Consider the following 16,402-nt stretch of genomic DNA (forward strand, 5'->3'; position numbering starts at 1 on the left):
CATGGAATTCGCGTACGACGCCAAGACACAGGAGTTGATCGGGCAGGTCAACGACTTCATGGACAGCCACGTGTACCCGGCGGAGGAGACCTTCCATCGCCAGCTGACCGAGCTGGACGACCGTTGGGCCTGGGACAGTGTCCCCGTGCTGCAGGAGCTTCGGACGGAGGCCCGCAGCCGCGGATTCTGGAACTTCTTCCTGCCCGGGGAGAACGGTGCCGGGCTGACCAACCTGCAGTACGCACCGCTCGCCGAGATCACGGGCCGCAGCCTGCATCTCGCGCCGGCCGTGTTCAACTGCGCCGCCCCGGACACAGGGAACATGGAGGTACTCAACGAGTTCGGCACCGCGGAGCAGAAGGAGAAGTGGCTCACGCCGCTGCTGAACGGCGAGATCCGCTCGGCCTTCGCGATGACCGAGCCCGACGTGGCCAGCTCGGACGCCACCAACATCGGCTTGTCGATCGTCCGCGACGGCGACGAGTACGTGATCAACGGGCGCAAGTGGTGGATCACGGGCGCCATGAACCCGAACTGCGCGATCTTCATCGTCATGGGTAAGACCGCGCCCGACGCCGAGCGGCACCGCCAGCAGTCGCAGATCCTGGTGCCGCGGGACACCCCCGGCCTCGAGGTGCTGCGCGGCATGGAGGTCTTCGGCTACGACGACCACAGTCACGGCGGCCACGCCGAGCTCCGCTTCACCGACGTCCGCGTTCCCGCGAGCAACCTGATCGCCGAGGAGGGCGACGGTTTCGCCATCGCGCAGGCCCGCCTCGGGCCGGGCCGGATCCACCACTGCATGCGGTCGATCGGCGTCGCCGAGCGGGCCGTCGAGATGATGTGCGACCGGGTCTCCGGCCGCACGGCGTTCGGCAAGCCGCTGTCCGAGCAGGGGGTGATCCGGGACTGGATCGCGGAGTCCCGAGTGCGGATCGAGCAACTGCGACTGCTGGTGCTCAAGACCGCCTGGCTGATGGACACCGTGGGCAACCGCGGCGCGCACACCGAGATCCAGGCGATCAAGATCGCCACCCCGCAGACGGTGCAGTGGATCCTCGACAAGGCGATCCAGTCACACGGCGCGGGCGGTCTGTCGCAGGACTTCTCGCTCGCCGAGGCCTACGCGGGCATCCGCACGCTGCGCTTCGCCGACGGCCCCGACGAGGTGCACAAGAACAGCCTGGCGCGCGCCGAGCTGAAGAAGCAGGCCGCGAGGCACGCGCGGTGACGGCGCCGGGCGCCGCGGAGCTGGAGCGGCGGGTCGACGAGTTCCTCGCCGCCCACCCGCCGGCCGCAACAGATCCGCTGGAGTTCCTGCGCGCCCGGTACGACGCGGGCCTGGCCTGGGTCGCCTACCCCGAGGGGCGCGGCGGCCTCGGCCTGTCCCGGTCGCTGCAGCGGGCCGTCGACGAACGGTTCGCCGCGGCCGGTGCGCCGGACAACCGCAGCCACGTGAACGGGATCGGCCTCGGCATGGCCGCGCCGACGATCCTCTCCTTCGGCACCACCGAACAGATCGACCGCTTCCTGCGTCCGCTCTGGACGGGTGAGGAGATCTGGTGCCAGCTGTTCAGCGAGCCCGGCGCCGGCTCCGACCTGGCGGGGCTGGCGACGCGGGCCGTGCGCGACGGTGACGACTGGATAGTGACCGGCCAGAAGGTCTGGACGTCCGGAGCGCACAACGCGCAGTGGGCGATCCTGGTGGCTCGCACCGACCCGGATCAGCCGAAGCACAAGGGCCTCACGTACTTCCTGTGCGACATGTCCGACCCGGGCATCGACGTGCGGCCGCTGCGGCAGATCACCGGCGAGGCGGAGTTCAACGAGGTCTTCCTCGAAGGTGTCCGCATCCCGGACGCGCACCGCCTCGGTGCGGTGGGGCAGGGTTGGCAGGTCGCGAACGCCACGCTCAACAACGAGCGCGTCGCCATCGGCGGCCGCGCGGCGCAGCGCGAGGACGGCATGATCGGCGTCGTCGCGAAGACCTGGCGCGAGCGGCCCGAGCTGCGCACGCCGGACCTGCACGACGACCTGCTGCGCCTGTGGGTGGACAGCGAGGTCGCTCGCGTCACTGCCACCCGGCTGGGGCAGAAGCTGGCGTCGGGCCAGCCCGGTCCCGAGGGCGCGGCGATGAAGCTCTCCTTCGCGCGGCTCAACCAGAAGCTCTCCGGCCTCGAGCTGGAGCTGCTCGGCGCGGACGGCCTGCGGTACGGCGATTGGACGATGGTCCGCCCCGACCGGGTCGACTTCTACGGCCGCGACGCCGGGTACCGGTACCTGCGCGCCAAGGGCAACTCCATCGAGGGCGGTACCTCGGAGATCCTCAAGAACATCGTGGCGGAGCGCGTACTAGGCCTGCCGCCGGAGCACCGGGTCGACAAGGACCTGCCGTGGAAGGACGTGCCCAAATGAGCTTCACCCCGCACCTGCTACCGACCGACGTGGAGGACGACCTCCGCGCCGCGGTCGCCGATCTGCTGGCGAAGCGGACGGCACCGTTGGACCTGATCGCGGCGTACGACGGATCTCGGGCGCCCGGGATCGACGTGGATCTCGCCGAGATGGGCGTCGCCGGCCTGCTGGTCCCCGAGGAACACGGCGGAGCGGACGCCGGAGCCGCGGTTGCGGGCGGGGTCGCGGAGGAACTCGGATCCGCCTGCGCGGCTTCGTCGTTCCTCACCTCCGCCGGTATCGCGGCGACTGTCGTCGTGGCCGCCGGCGCGAACGATCTCGCGGCGACTCTCGCGTCCGGCGAACGGACGGCCGCGCTGCTCGTCCCGTTCTCCGTGGACCCGCACGGGATGCTCGCGGGGTTCCCGGTGGCGGGCCGCACGACCACCGTTCGATCGGTGGCGGGCGCGATCGGTGCGGACCTGCTGCTCGCTCTGGGGGACGACGGGGCCCTGTACTCGTTCGACGCCGTACAGGTCCGGATCACGCCGGTGTCGTCGCTGGACATGACGCGGCAGGTCGCGGACGTGACCTTCGACGGTGCCGAAGGCACGCTGCTGTCCGCCGACGGTGCCGCCGCCGTCCGCGCGGGACTGCTCACCGGCGCCGCGCTCCTCGCCGCGGAGCAGGCCGGCGTCGCCCGCTGGTGCGTTGCCGCCACGGTCGAGTATCTGAAGCAGCGCAAGCAGTTCGGGCGTGTCGTCGGCGGATTCCAGGCCATCAAGCACCGCCTGGCCGAGCTGTACGCGGACGCGGAATCGGCTGCCGCGGCGGCGCGGTCGGCGACCGTCACGCTGGCCGAGCTGGGGCCGGAGGACCCGGAGACGGCGATCGCCGTGGCCGTGGCCGCCGCGTACTGCTCCGACCTGGCCGTGCGCGCCGCTGAGGAGGCGGTGCAGCTGCACGGCGGCATCGGCATGACCTGGGAGGCGCCGGTGCACCTGTACCTCAAGCGCGCCAAGGCGGACCAGATCGGACTCGGAACCGCGGGGCGGCACCGCGCCGCGCTCGCGGGCCTGATCGACCTCCCGCCTGAGCGAAACCGCCCGCCCGAGAAGTAGACACCGTCGGAAAGTAGGAATCATGGGAGTCGTCCACACCGTCACCGGAGACGTCGATGCCGCCGACCTCGGCGTCACCCTCATGCACGAACACGTTTTCGTGCTCACCCCGGACATCCAGCAGAACTATCCGGAGGACTTCGGCGACGAGGACGCCCGGGTGGACGACGCCGTCGCGCAACTGCAGAAGGCCTACGACGCCGGCGTGCGGACCATCGTCGACCCGACGGTGGTGGGCCTCGGCCGCTACATCCCGCGGATCCAGCGGGTCGCCGAGCGCACGCCGGTGCGGATCGTCGCGGCGACGGGCGTCTACACGTACCGCGACGTGCCGCGGTACTTCATGTACCGCGGCCCCGCGCTCACCGCCATGACGGGTATCGACTTCCCGGATCCCATGGTGGACATGTTCGTTCGCGACATCGAGCAGGGCATCGCCGACACCGGCGTGAAGGCCGGCATGCTCAAGTGCGCCATCGACCATCACGGCCTGACCGAGGGAGTCGAGCGGGTGATGCGCGCGGTCGCCAAGGCGCACAACGCCACCGGCGTGCCGATCACCGTGCACACCCACCCGGGCTCCGAGACGGGTCTGCTGGTGAAGCAGGTCATGTGCGACGAGGAGGGTGGACCCGAGCCGGATCGTGCTGGGGCACAGTGGGGATTCCACCGATGTCGCTCACCTCTCGGCGCTGGCCGACGCCGGCTTCACGCTGGGCTTCGACCGTTTCGGCATCAACCTGGAGACCACCTTCGAGGCGCGCAACGAGACGCTCATCGAGATGGTGCGCCGCGGCTACACGGAGAAGATCGTGCTGTCGCAGGACGCCTCGTGCTACATCGACTGGATCGACCCGAACGTCAAGGCGGGCATGCTCCAGTGGCACTACACGCACGTCTTCGAGGACGTGTTCCCGTACGTCCTCGAGCGCGGCGTCACTCAGGATCAGATCGACACCATGCTGGTCTCCGTGCCCCGGCGCGTCCTGGCGGGGAGTAGGCATGTCCTTCAATCTCGCGATCATGCTGCGGGAGTCGGCGCTGGCCGCCCCCGCGGCGCCGCTGCTGTTCGCCGGCGACCGGGAGATCGCCTACCGCGACGTCGACGAGCAGTCGGGCCGCGTCGCGGCGTCACTGCTCGCGCGCGGGCTGGAGCCGGGCGACAAGGTGGCGGTGCAACTGCCCAACCTGCCCGAGTTCGTCCTGCTGTACTTCGGCATCCTCAAGGCGGGACTGGCGATGGTGCCGCTGAACCCGCTGTTCACCGCGAGGGAGGTGGCGTACCACCTCGAGGACAGCGACGCGAAGGTGCTCGTCGCCTCCGATTTCTCGGCGGCCGCCGCGCTCGCGGGTGCGTCCGAGGCCGGGGTGCGGGACGTGCTGGTGGTACCGCTGGGCGCGCCGACGCCCGAGGGCGCCGCACCGTTCTCCGACCTGCTCGCCGAGCCGGACACCGGCGAGATCCATCCGACGGCTTCCGACGACACCGCGGTCCTGCTGTACACCTCGGGGACGACGGGCCGGCCGAAGGGCGCCGAGCTCACCCACTTCGAGCTGTACATGAACTGCACCATCGCGCCGCAGCTGTTCGGGATGCGGGACGACGACGTGGCGCTCGGCGCGCTGCCGCTGTTCCACGTCTTCGGGCTCTCGAGCGTGCTCAACGCCGCGGTCCGCTACGGCGGGTCCGTGGCACTGGTGCCGCGCTTCGAGGCCGAGGCCGTCGTCGACGTCATCGCGCGCCGGCGTGTCACCGTTCTCTCCGGCGTGCCCACGATGTACGTGGCGCTCCTCGGTGTCGAGCTCGCCGGCCGCGACGTCTCCAGCCTGCGCGCCGCGGTTTCGGGCGGCGCGTCGATCCCCGGTGAGGTGATCCGGGCATTCGAGGAGAAGTTCCCCGGCCTGGCGATCCTGGAGGGCTACGGCCTCTCCGAGACCGCGTCGACCGCGACCTTCAACATCAGCGCCGAGCAGCGCAAGGTGCTCTCGATCGGCAAGCCGATCTGGGGCGTGCAGATGCGGGCCGTCGATCCCGACGGTGCCGAACTCCCGCCCGGGGAGGACAACATCGGCGAGATCGTGGTCCGCGGGCACAATGTGATGAAGGGCTACTACAAGCGGCCCGAGGCGACCGCCGAAGCCCTGCGCCGCGGCTGGCTGCACACGGGCGACCTCGGCTACCGCGACGAGGACGGCTACTTCTTCATCGTCGACCGGCTCAAGGACCTCGTCATCCGCGGCGGCTACAACGTGTACCCGCGCGAGGTCGAGGAGGTGCTCTACGCCCACCCCGACGTCGTCGAGGCCGCGGTCGTGGGCCGCCCCGACGAGCGGCTCGGTGAGGAGGTCGTGGCGTTCGTCGTGCTGCGCCCGGGCTCGACCGCGGACGCCGAGGCGATCATCGCGTTCAGCCGGGACCGGCTCGCCGCCTACAAGTACCCCCGGGATGTCCACATCCTGGACGAGCTGCCCAAGGGCGGCACCGGGAAGATCCTCAAGCGGGAGCTGCGCGGCTAGCCGCCGAGCACCCGCTCGACGAACCCGACGACCTCGGCGGCCACGTCGTCGCGGGTCTCGGGCTCGTTGTGCACCTCGTGGCGCACGCCGGGATAGACGCGCGTGCGGACATCCGGGTGGCCGGATGCGACGAGGGCGTTCGCCACGTGGTAGGCGCCCTCGCCGTAGTTGGTCACCGGATCCTGGTCGCCCGCGAGAATCAGGACCGGGGTCTGCGGCCGCAGTGCGGCGTAGAACGACTCGCCGTTCGCGGTGTCGTAGAGGTCGATGAAGCCGCGGAGGAAGCGGACCGACATCGGGGCGCCGAAGTTGTTGAACGGGTCGACGGCATGGTCGCGCACCACGTCCGCGTCGCGTGCTACCCAGTCGGTCGGGCCGGCGTCCGCGCCGAATCGGGACACGAAGCCGTCGAACAGGTCCACCACGTAGTGCGCCGGCGCCGGCCCGGCCTGGTCGGGCTCCGCGGCGAGAGCGGTCCGATCCACCACGCCGTCGATCCCGGAGATCTGGGCGGCGATGCCGCACATGATCAGGCCGTCGACGCCCTCGGGCTCCTGAGCGACGAGCCCGCGCGCGATCATCGATCCCATCGAGTGCCCGAAGACCATGTACGGCAGGTCCGGATACATCTCGCGGGCCGTGGCGCGCAGCGCGGCGGCGTCGGCCACCAGCACGCGGTCCGCGCCGTCGCCCGCGTCGCCCCACACGCCCGAGTTCATCGCGGTCGCGCCGTGGCCCGCATGGTCGTGCGCCGCAACGACGAACCCCGCGTCGAGCAGGGTCGTGATCAGGCGGAGGTAGCGGCGGGAGTGCTCGCCGAGCCCGTGGATCACCTGCACGATCGCGCGGGTGGCCGCACCGGCGCGTAGATCCAGGCGTGGACGGTGTCGCGGCCGTTCGCGGACGGGAAATCGGGTTCGTTCAGTGCCATGTCCTCTTTGTACGGGATCGACGGTGCGCGGGGCGCGGAACCGGCTGGGCCGGCCGGAAACCCCGACCACCTGCGTAAGCAAGCGCTTAGAAATTTTCTGAAATCTCTTGACACCAACGTCAACGTCAAGCATTCTGTGTCGGGGATCACAGACGAGGCCGAAGGGTTATCCATGACACAGACCAGTGCGACCGGTGCGGTCGAGACGCGTACGAAGCACGGCAAGCTGCTCGCCGCCGGGCTGATCGGCAGCTCGATCGAGTGGTACGACTTCTTCATCTACGGCACCGCCGCGGCCCTGGTGTTCGACAAGGTGTTCTTCCCGGACCTGTCGCCGCTCATGGGCACGCTGATGGCGTTCGCCACCTTCGCCGTCGGCTTCGTCGCTCGCCCGCTCGGCGGCATCCTGGCGGGCCACTACGGCGACAAGATCGGTCGCAAGCCGATGCTCATCTGGTGCCTCACGGCGATGGGGGCCGCCACCTTCCTGATCGGCTGCCTCCCGACCGCCTCCGCGATCGGCTCGTTGGCGCCGATTCTGCTGGTGAGCCTGCGCTTCGTGCAGGGCCTCGCCTGCGGCGGCCAGTGGGGCGGCGTCGTCCTGCTGCTCACCGAGTCGGCCGGCCCGAAGAAGCGCGGGTTCGCCGGGACCTTCGGCCAGATGGGTGTGCCGCTCGGCCTGCTGATGGGCAACGTGATGATGATCGCGATGAACGGCGTCCTGGACGACGCGGCCTTCCTCAGCTGGGGCTGGCGCGTGCCGTTCTGGGCCAGCGCCGTGCTGGTGCCCGTGGTGATGTACATCCACCGCAAGGTCGAGGACTCGCCCGAGTTCCTGGCGCTGCAGAAGGAGGTCGCCGCCCGCAACGCCGAGAAGCAGGCCGTGGCCGCGGCTCCGCTGTCCGAGGCGATCCGCGGACACTGGCGCAAGATCGTGCTGGGCGCCGGCCTGCTCGCGGGCACGAACTCCGCCTTCTACGTGTCCATCGCCGGATTCGTGAGCTACGGCAGCAAGAAGCCCTCCGCGGGTGGGCTCGGGATGAGCAGTAACACGATTCTGATGTGCGTCCTGGCCACCTCGGTCGTCATGCCGCTGGTCATCATGGCCACGGGCGGGATCTCCGACCGCGTCGGTCGCCGGCCGCTCATCCTGATCGGCGCAGTGGTCCTGATCGCCTGGGCGTTCCCGTTCTTCTGGCTCGCGGAGACCACCAACACGGCGCTCCTGCTGGTCGCGATGTTCGTCTCGAGCATCGGTCAGTCGCTCACGTACGGCCCGCTGGCGGCGTTCATGGCCGAACTGTTCGAGCCGCGCATCCGCTACTCGGGTGCCTCGATGGCCTACCAGCTCGCGGCGGTCGCGGTCTCGGGCGTCGCGCCGCTCATCATGACCGCGATCATCGCCGAGACCCAGTCCAGCACGTTCGTCTCGGTGTACCTCGCGGCCATGGGCCTCGTGACCTTCGCCAGCGCCTACTTCCTCAAGGAGACGAACGGCAAGGCGGTGCGGGAGGATCCGGAGGCAGTACCCGGCGTCCCGGTCGCCGCGTGACCCGCTGCCGGCGTCCTTGAAGGTGTGAGCGGAGCCGAGCAGACTCGTGAGCGTGACGATCAGCGAATCGCAGGAGCGGGCCCGCGCCAGCCGCAAGGACGCCGGCGGTGCCCGGCGGGAGGAACTGGTGCAGGCGGCGGCCGAATGCTTCGACGACCTCGGGTACTCGGCCACCACCGTGGAACTCATCGCGGCGCGCGCCCAGACCTCGCGCCCCACGTTCTACGCGTACTTCCGCTCGAAGGACGAGATCCTGCTGGCGCTGGTCGACCGCGTGGGGGCCGAGCTCGAAGCGGCGCAGTCCCTCGAGGGCATGGACACCGGCGATCCGCGTGAGGTCATCGCCGCGACCATCCACGCGTACGCCGACGCGGTCTTCGCGAACGGGAGCCTGGTGTCGTTGTTCGACGCCATGGCTCCCGTCCGCGAGGACGTCGCGGAGATCTGGGACCGGACGATGCGGCGCACGCACCGCCGGTACACCAACTACCTGGCCGCGCTGGACCCGGGCACCGTCGACCTGTGCCTGCCCCCCGCGGAACTGGTGCGGATCCTCAACGACACCATCCACCACGGCGCGAAGCGCGTGGCCCGCGGCAGCGCGGCCGAACGCGAGCGCTTCATCGCGGATCAGATCCGCATCACTGAACGACTGGTCGGCTTCGCACCCAGCTGACCGAAGAAGGAGACCACCGTCATGACCGCCAGCACCGCCGCCGCACTCGATGTCGCCGCAGCCGAGGTCCGCGCGCTGCGCGAGGCCAACTGGCCGGCGCAGGTGCCGCGCACCGTCGAGTATCCGGCGGGCGCGCCGAGTATGACGGCGCACCTGCGGCACTGGGCCGAGCAGCGACCCGGGGCGGTCGCCATCGCGTTCTACGGCCGGGAGGTCACCTACGCGGAGTTCGACGAGCTCGCGGACCGGTTCGCCGGTCTCCTCGCCGCCCTCGGCGTGCGGCCCGGCGACGCGGTGGGCGTGTACCTGGGCAACTGCCCGCAGTTCTCGATCGCCATGCTCGGCATCCTCAAGCTCGGCGCGGTCCACGTGCCCGTCAATCCGCTGCTCAAGGGGCGCGAACTGCAGCACGAGCTGGAGGACGCCCGCGTGGGAGTGCTGCTCGCGCAGACGGATCTGCTCGATCTGGTCGAATCGGTCCGGGCCGAGACGGACGTGCACACAGTCCTCGCCACGGCCCTCGGCGACATGCTGACCGCGCCCACCGACCTGCCCGTCCCGTTCGACACCGCGGCCGACCCGCGCAGCGACTGGCACCGCGTCGCCGCGGCCGAGCGCGCGCCGGGGCGGGCCGCGGACCCCGACGCGCTGGCCGCCCTCAACTACACCGGCGGCACCACCGGCCTGCCCAAGGGGTGCGAGCACACGCAACGGCACATGGCGTACACCGCCGCGACCGCCACCCTCGCCGGCGGCAGCCGCATCGGCGACCCCGGCCCCGTCAGCCTGAACTTCCTCCCCGTGTTCTGGATCGCCGGTGAGGATTTCGGCATCCTCAAGCCGCTCATCAACGGCCAGACCGTGGTGCTCATGTCCCGCTGGGACCCGGCCTGCGCGGCTGCGCTCATCGCTCGGCACGGGGTGACCGACACCGTGGCCACCGTGGACAACTACGTCGAGCTGCTGGACCTTCCGGGATTCGACGGTGCCGCGCTGCGCAGCGTCGTCAACCCGCTGGCCGTCTCGTTCGTGCTCAAGCTGACGCCCGAGGTGCGGGAGCGCTGGCGCGCCGCGACGGGCAGCGTGCTGCGGGAGGCGTCGTACGGCATGACCGAGACGCACACCGCCGACACCTTCACGCTGGGCTTCCAGGACGGAGACCGGGACCTCACCGCCGACCCGGTGTTCTGCGGGCTTCCCGTGCCCGGCACGGACATCCTGATCGTCGATGCCGACGGTGCGCCGGTCCCGATCGGGGAGAGCGGGGAGATCGTGGTGCGCAGCCAGTCGATCCTCACGGCGTACCACCGCCGGCCCGACGCGACCGCCGAGGCGATCCGCGACGGCTGGCTGCACACGGGCGACGTGGGGAAGATCGACGAGTGGGGCGCCGTGCACTACCTCGCCCGCACCAAGGAGATGATCAAGGTCAACGGGATGTCGGTGTTCCCGTCCGAAGTGGAGGCGCTGCTGCGGCACCACCCGGCGGTGGCGCAGGTCTCGGTGGTGCCGCGGCCGGACGCGCGGCGCGGTCAGGTGCCGCTCGCGTTCGTCGTGGCCGCCGCACCGGTGGCCGCGGCCGAGCTCACGGCGTGGGCGCGGGGCAACATGGCCGGGTACAAGGTCCCGGACTTCGTCGTGGTGGACGGCCTGCCGATGACCGCGACGGGCAAGGTGCGCAAGGGAGATCTGTTCGAGCGCGCGAACGCGCTCGCCGCGGAACTGGGGGAGACGAAGTGAAACTGCTCATCGCCAACCGGGGCGAGATCGCGCTGAGAGTCATCCGCACGGCCCGCGAGTCGGGTGTCCCGACGGTGGCCGTGTACGCCGCCGACGACGCGGACACCCCGCACGTGAGCGCCGCCGACACCGCGGTGGCGCTGCCCGGAAGCGGCCCCGCCGCCTACCTCGACCAGGCCGCCGTCCTCGCGGCCGCCGCCGAATCCGGCGCCGACGCGGTGCACCCGGGCTACGGGTTCCTCGCCGAGAACGCCGACTTCGCCACCGCGTGCGCGACGGCGGGACTGACGTTCGTCGGGCCCGATCCGGCGGCGCTGCGCACCTTCGGCGACAAGGCGGCCGCGCGGGCCGCCGCCGTTGCCGCGGACGTCCCCGTGCCCGCCGCGACGCCCGGCGGCGTGGACCTCGACGCCGTCCGCGCGTTCGCCGCGGACCATCCGACCGGCGTGATGATCAAGGCGGTCGCCGGCGGCGGTGGGCGCGGCATGCGCGCCGTGCGCCCGGGCCCCGGTTTCGACACCGAACTCGAATCCGCATACCGTTCCTGCGTTTCCGAGGCCGAACTGGGGTTCGGAGACGGGCGGGTGTTCGCGGAGGAGCTGCTGACCGGGGCCCGCCACATCGAAGTACAGGTCGTGGGCGACGGTACCGCCGCGCTCGCGCTCGGCGACCGTGACTGCAGCGTGCAGCGGCGCAACCAGAAACTGATCGAGGTCGCCCCGGCGCCGGCTCTGAGCGATGCCCTGCGCGCACGGCTGCACGGCGACGCCGCCCGGCTCGCGGCCGCCGCGGGCTACCGCGGCCTCGCCACCGTCGAGTTCCTGGTGCGCGACGACGCCGCGGTCTTCCTCGAGGTGAATCCGCGGATCCAGGTGGAGCACACCGTGACCGAGGAGGTGACGGGAGTTGACCTGGTGGCCGCGCAGCTCGCGCTGGCCGAGGGAGCATCGCTCGACGACCTGGGGCTGCCCGCGGCGATCGGGTGCCGCGACGGCGTCGTCATCGGCGCTCCCGCCGCGGCGACGGGCACTGCGATCCAGGCCCGCGTGAACCTCGAGACCCCAACCGCCGACGGCACCGTCGTCCCGACCGCCGGGACCCTCACCGGCTACACGCCGCCCACCGGGCCCGGCGTGCGCGTCGACGGCTACGGGCGCCCCGGCCTGAACACCTCCGCGCGGTACGACTCGCTGCTGGCCAAGGTGATCGTGCGCGCGGCGACTCCGGCGCGGGCGTACGCCAAGGCCGACGCGGCGCTGGACGAGTTCGTGGTCGACGGCCCGGGCACCAATCTCGCGCTCCTGCGCGCCGTGCTCACCGACGCCGAGTTCCGGTCCGGCCCCGTCGACACCGGGTACCTCGCGCGCCGGCTCGCGGACCTGGTGCCCGCCGCCGCGGCACCGGAACCGGCCCCCGAGCTCGGCGATCTCGACGGTGACGTGCTCACCGCGACCCTGACGGGCACCGTCGTCGCCGTGGCCGAGCCGGGCGCCGACTGCGCGCCCGGCACCGCCCTCGTGGTGCTCGAGGCGATGAAGATGGAGCACGAGCAGGCACTGACCATGCCCGTGGTCGTCGAGGAGGTGCTCGTGCGACCGGGTCGGACGGTGTCCGCCGGCGCCACGCTCCTCACCTATCGGCCGTCCGGCGAGGGCGCCGTCGGCGATGACGGGGCCGCGGCCCTCGATCCCGACCGGCCCAGGGCCGATCTCGACGAGGTGCGGGAGCGGCACCGCGCGACCCTGGACGAGGGGCGCGAGGCGGCCGTGGCCAAGCGGCACCGGATCGGCCGGCGCACGGCGCGGGAGAACATCGCCGATCTCGTCGACGAGGGCAGCTTCGCGGAGTACGGGGCGCTCGTGCTCCCGGCGCAGCGAGCCCGCCGTTCCGAGGAGGACCTGATCGCGACCGGTCCGGCCGACGGCCTGATTGGGGGTCCGGCCCGGATCGACGGCGTCGAGGTCATGGTGATCTCGTACGACTACAGCGTGATGGCGGGGACGCAGGGCTGGCGCAACCACGCCAAGACCGACCGGCTGCTCGACATCGCGACCCGGCGTCGCATGCCCGTCGTGCTGTTCGCCGAGGGCGGCGGCGGCCGCCCCGGCGACACCGACTTCGACATCGTGGCGGGGCTGGACGTGCCGACGTTCCGGTCGCTCGGTGCGCTGCGCGGGCAGGTGCCGCTGATCGCGGTCGTCTCCGGCCGCTGCTTCGCGGGCAACGCCGCGCTCGCCGGGGTGTGCGACGTGATCATCGCGACACCGGACGCCAACATCGGCATGGGCGGCCCCGCCATGATCTCGGGAGGCGGGCTGGGCGAGTTCCCGCCCGAGGCGGTCGGCCCGATCGACGTGCAGCGCCGCAACGGCGTGGTGCATGTGGTGGCCACCGACGAGGCGCACGCCGTGGGCCTGGCGCGGACCTGCCTGGGGTACTTTGCCGGCCCCGTCGAGGGATGGTCGGCGCCCGATCCCCGGGAGGCGCGGCACGTGGTCCCGGAGAACCGGCTGCGGGCCTACGACGTGCGCGCGGCGATCGCCGCGATCGTGGACGTCGATTCGACCCTGGAGCTGCGCCGCGACTACGGCGTCGGCGTCGTGAACGCGCTGGTGCGGATCGAGGGCGTGCCGTACGCGCTGATCGCCAACAGCACCCGGCACCTGGGTGGCGCGATCGACGCGGAGGCCGCCGACAAGCTCGCCGACTTCCTGGAACTGGCGCAGGCGCACGGGCTCCCGGTGATCTCGCTGTGCGACACCCCCGGGTTCATGGTGGGCCCGGAGGCGGAGGAGCAGGCGACGGTGCGGAGGTTCTCCCGGCTGTTCGTGCTCGGCGCGCGCCTGACGGTGCCGATCGGCGCGATCGTGCTGCGCAAGGGCTACGGACTCGGGGCGATGGCGATGACCGGGGGCTCGTTCCACGCGCCCCAGTTCACGGTCGCCTGGCCCACGGGTGAGATCGGCGGCATGGGCCTGGAGGGCGCCGTGCGGCTCGGGTTCAGCAAGGAACTCGCCGCGGCCCCCGACGAGGCGGCCCGGCAGGTGCTGTTCGATCAGTTGCTCTCGCTGGCGTACCAGCGCGGGCGGGCCCTGCACGCGGCCACCACCTTCGAGCTGGACGACGTGATCGATCCGGCGTCCACCAGACTGGATCCGCACCTCGCCCGGTGAGGGGGCGAGGGCGCGGATCCTCCGCCGGATCACCGGATGCGGCGGTACAGGGCCTCCAGCGCCGCGACGAGCAGCACGGCGATCACGACGTGCATCAGCGAGAGCGTGACGGTCGAGGCACCGTCGAAGTCCGCGGCCAGCGTGCCGGCGATCGTGCCGAGCGAGGCGGCCGCGCCGATCACGGCGGCCACCCGCAGGACCGGTGCCCACGGTTTCGACAGCAGCACCGCGGCGGTCATGCCGACGGCGAGCGGCACCACGGTCATGAGGACGACGCCGCCGGGGGCGACGGAGGCGCGGACGCCGTTCGCGTCGGTCATCAGGAAGCCGCCGCCGGCGGCGAGACCGACGAGCCACAGCAGCAGGTTGGCGGCCAGCGCCAGGACGACGGTGCCGAGCACCGCAGTCGTGCGGGAGAGCCCGATCGTACGCCGGGCGGGGGTGTCGAGGACGGTCATGATTGCTTCTCTCCTTCAGGTTTCTGGAACGGATCCAGTACACAACCTGAACTAAGGTCTAGGTCAACCCTCTTTGATACCGGGCGGCGCGAAACCGACATACCGGACGCCCGGCCGCGGAACCGATTCCGAGGTCTACTGTGGCGGACGTGAACGTCGAGGTGACTCCTCTGCCGGGTATCGGGGTCCGGAAGGACTTCGGGCTGCCGGACGGCCGCAGGATCGGGGTGATCACCCGGCGGGACGGCTCCGTGGACCTCATAGTCTCGGAGGAGGGTGACCCCGACGCGTGTCGTGACCAGGTACTCCTCAGCAACGAGGAGGCTGCGGTCCTGGGCAGCCTGCTGGGGGCGCCGCAACTGGTCGCACAGCTGCAGGAGGAGCACCGCGACGTGCCCGGCGTGCACACCCGGCAGATCCCCATCGATGAGGGCGCGCCGTACGACGGCCGCACTCTGGGGTCCACCCAGATGCGCACCCGCACCAAGGTCTCGATCGTCGCTGTCATGCGGGCCGGCCAGGTCCACCCGTCGCCCGGCCCCTCGTTCACGTTCACCGCCGGCGACGTGCTGGTGGTGGTCGGCACGTCGGAGGGGCTCGACGAGGCCGCCAAGATCCTCGCCCACGGCTGAGGCTGCGCGGGGTGAACAGCACCGCGCTGCCGCTGATCGAGCTCGGCGGCGTCTTCTTCGCGCTCGGCGTGCTGGGGCGCGTAGCGGGCAAGTTCGGCATGTCGCCGATCCCGCTGTACCTGCTGGGCGGGCTGGCGTTCGGCACCGGTGGCTTCGTGGACCTCGGCGAGGCGTCCGAATTCAGCCACATCGCGAGCGAGATCGGCGTGGTACTCCTGCTCCTGCTGTTGGGATTGGAGTACACCGCACCGGAACTCGTCTCCGGCTTGCGCCGCTCGTGGCCCGCCGGCCTGATGGACATCGCGCTCAACGCGATCCCGGGCGCGATCGTGGCGCTACTGCTCGGGTGGGGGCCCGTCGGAGCCCTCGCGCTGGCCGGCGTCACCTACATCTCGTCCTCCGGGATCGCCGCGAAACTGCTCACCGACCTGGGGCGGCTCGGCAACCGGGAGACCCCGGTCATCCTGTCGGTGCTCGTGTTCGAGGACCTGACGATGGCGGCCTACCTGCCGATCCTCACCGCCCTGCTCGCGGGCGTCGGGTTCTGGGGCGGCCTCCAGGCGCTGGTGATCGCGCTCGTCGTGATCACCCTGGTGTTGTGGGTGGCGCTGCGGCACGGCCGGATCGTGTCCGGCGTGGTGCACAGCGAGGACCGCGAAGTGTTCCTCCTGATGCTGCTGGGCTCCGCGCTGCTGGTGGCCGGCATCGCCGCCGCGCTGCAGGTGTCCGCGGCCGTGGGCGCGTTCATGCTGGGCATCGCGATCTCCGGGACCACCGCGAACTCCGCCACGAAACTGCTCGAGCCTCTGCGGGACCTGTTCGCGGCGATGTTCTTCGTGGTGTTCGGTCTCAACACCGACCCGCGCTCCATCCCACCCGTCCTCGGCTGGGCGGTCGTGCTCGCAGTGGTCACCACCGGCACCAAGGTCGCGACCGGGTGGTGGGCCGCCCGGCGCGAGGGTATCCGGCGGATGGGCCGCGCCCGCGCCGGAGCCGGGCTCGTGGCCCGCGGCGAGTTCTCCATCGTGATCGCCGGGCTGACCGTCGCCTCGGGTGCCGTCGAGGGCGAACTGGCCGCACTCGCCACCGCCTATGTGCTGCTCATGGCAGTGATCGGCCCCGTCGCCGCCCGCGCAGTGGAGCCCAGCGTCCGGCTCGTCCAGGCTCGCCTCGCCTGAGCGCGTGGCTGCTCCAGGCCCGCCTGGACG

Annotated in this window: 12 protein-coding genes and 1 pseudogene; 11 read left to right on the forward strand and 2 right to left on the reverse strand. The window is 71.4% G+C overall.

Translation table 11 applies throughout. The features are described 5' to 3' along the window. Position 1: 1 nt before the first annotated feature. From MTP03_RS09635 to MTP03_RS09655, 5 genes and pseudogenes are all read left to right on the forward strand, one after another. The gene (locus MTP03_RS09635) at positions 2–1,231 is read left to right on the forward strand and encodes an acyl-CoA dehydrogenase family protein (protein WP_248491740.1); all 1,230 of its coding nucleotides are present in this window, start codon (positions 2–4) and stop codon (positions 1,229–1,231) included. Continuing rightward, on the forward strand, positions 1,228–2,415 hold the full coding sequence (locus MTP03_RS09640; RefSeq protein WP_248491741.1) for an acyl-CoA dehydrogenase family protein: 1,188 nt from the start codon (positions 1,228–1,230) through the stop codon (positions 2,413–2,415). Before MTP03_RS09635 ends, MTP03_RS09640 begins: the two co-directional genes overlap by 4 nt. Then, positions 2,412–3,515: an acyl-CoA dehydrogenase family protein gene (locus MTP03_RS09645; protein ID WP_248491742.1), complete on the forward strand. Its 1,104-nt coding sequence runs from the start codon at positions 2,412–2,414 to the stop codon at positions 3,513–3,515. The genes MTP03_RS09640 and MTP03_RS09645 overlap by 4 nt, the downstream gene beginning before the upstream one ends. Before the next feature lie 22 nt (positions 3,516–3,537). Next, positions 3,538–4,501: pseudogene (locus tag MTP03_RS09650) on the forward strand (phosphotriesterase); the annotation flags it as partial. 16 nt (positions 4,502–4,517) lie between these two features. After that, positions 4,518–6,032: a long-chain fatty acid--CoA ligase gene (locus MTP03_RS09655; RefSeq protein ID WP_248491743.1), complete on the forward strand. Its 1,515-nt coding sequence runs from the start codon at positions 4,518–4,520 to the stop codon at positions 6,030–6,032. Here MTP03_RS09655 and MTP03_RS09660 read toward each other — a convergent pair. Next, positions 6,029–6,871 (reverse strand): alpha/beta fold hydrolase, encoded by an 843-nt coding sequence (locus MTP03_RS09660; protein ID WP_305852791.1) that lies wholly within the window; start codon positions 6,869–6,871, stop codon positions 6,029–6,031. The genes MTP03_RS09655 and MTP03_RS09660 overlap by 4 nt on opposite strands. Before the next feature lie 264 nt (positions 6,872–7,135). On the opposite strand from MTP03_RS09660, the gene MTP03_RS09665 reads away from it, so the two are divergent. From MTP03_RS09665 to MTP03_RS09680, 4 genes are read left to right on the forward strand one after another with little or no spacing between them, the layout of a single operon-like run. Beyond that, entirely contained in the window at positions 7,136–8,515 is a 1,380-nt protein-coding gene (locus MTP03_RS09665) for an MFS transporter (RefSeq protein ID WP_248491744.1), read from the forward strand. 52 nt (positions 8,516–8,567) lie between these two features. After that, positions 8,568–9,191: a TetR/AcrR family transcriptional regulator gene (locus MTP03_RS09670; protein WP_248491745.1), complete on the forward strand. Its 624-nt coding sequence runs from the start codon at positions 8,568–8,570 to the stop codon at positions 9,189–9,191. Between the two features lie 21 nt (positions 9,192–9,212). Next, positions 9,213–10,931, forward strand: coding sequence for an AMP-binding protein (locus MTP03_RS09675; RefSeq protein ID WP_248491746.1), 1,719 nt, complete (start codon positions 9,213–9,215; stop codon positions 10,929–10,931). Next, positions 10,928–14,104 carry a carboxyl transferase domain-containing protein gene (locus MTP03_RS09680; RefSeq protein ID WP_248491747.1) on the forward strand — a complete coding sequence of 1,059 codons (3,177 nt, stop codon included), beginning with the start codon at positions 10,928–10,930 and terminating at the stop codon, positions 14,102–14,104. The genes MTP03_RS09675 and MTP03_RS09680 overlap by 4 nt, the downstream gene beginning before the upstream one ends. 29 nt (positions 14,105–14,133) lie before the next feature. Here the strand turns inward: MTP03_RS09680 and MTP03_RS09685 are convergent, their stop codons facing one another. Continuing rightward, positions 14,134–14,562 (reverse strand): DUF6069 family protein, encoded by a 429-nt coding sequence (locus MTP03_RS09685; RefSeq protein WP_248491748.1) that lies wholly within the window; start codon positions 14,560–14,562, stop codon positions 14,134–14,136. A 149-nt stretch (positions 14,563–14,711) separates the two neighbouring features. Here MTP03_RS09685 and MTP03_RS09690 point away from each other — a divergent pair, with 149 nt between their 5' ends. After that, on the forward strand, positions 14,712–15,194 hold the full coding sequence (locus MTP03_RS09690; RefSeq protein ID WP_248491749.1) for a cation:proton antiporter regulatory subunit: 483 nt from the start codon (positions 14,712–14,714) through the stop codon (positions 15,192–15,194). Positions 15,195–15,205: 11 nt separating this feature from the next. Continuing rightward, entirely contained in the window at positions 15,206–16,372 is a 1,167-nt protein-coding gene (locus MTP03_RS09695) for a cation:proton antiporter (protein WP_248491750.1), read from the forward strand. The last annotated feature ends 30 nt before the right edge of the window (positions 16,373–16,402 follow it).

It is taken from the genome of Tsukamurella sp. PLM1, assembly GCF_023168325.1.
Lineage (GTDB): Bacteria > Actinomycetota > Actinomycetes > Mycobacteriales > Mycobacteriaceae > Tsukamurella.

What these genes read in the sequence shown, in the direction of transcription:
- MTP03_RS09635 (WP_248491740.1), top strand. Translation starts at nt 2, where the DNA reads ATGGAATTCGCGTACGACGCCAAGACACAGGAGTTGATCGGGCAGGTC.
- MTP03_RS09645 (WP_248491742.1), top strand. Translation starts at nt 2,412, where the DNA reads ATGAGCTTCACCCCGCACCTGCTACCGACCGACGTGGAGGACGACCTC.
- MTP03_RS09655 (WP_248491743.1), top strand. Translation starts at nt 4,518, where the DNA reads ATGTCCTTCAATCTCGCGATCATGCTGCGGGAGTCGGCGCTGGCCGCC.
- MTP03_RS09665 (WP_248491744.1), top strand. Translation starts at nt 7,136, where the DNA reads ATGACACAGACCAGTGCGACCGGTGCGGTCGAGACGCGTACGAAGCAC.
- MTP03_RS09675 (WP_248491746.1), top strand. Translation starts at nt 9,213, where the DNA reads ATGACCGCCAGCACCGCCGCCGCACTCGATGTCGCCGCAGCCGAGGTC.
- MTP03_RS09685 (WP_248491748.1), bottom strand. Translation starts at nt 14,562, where the DNA reads ATGACCGTCCTCGACACCCCCGCCCGGCGTACGATCGGGCTCTCCCGC.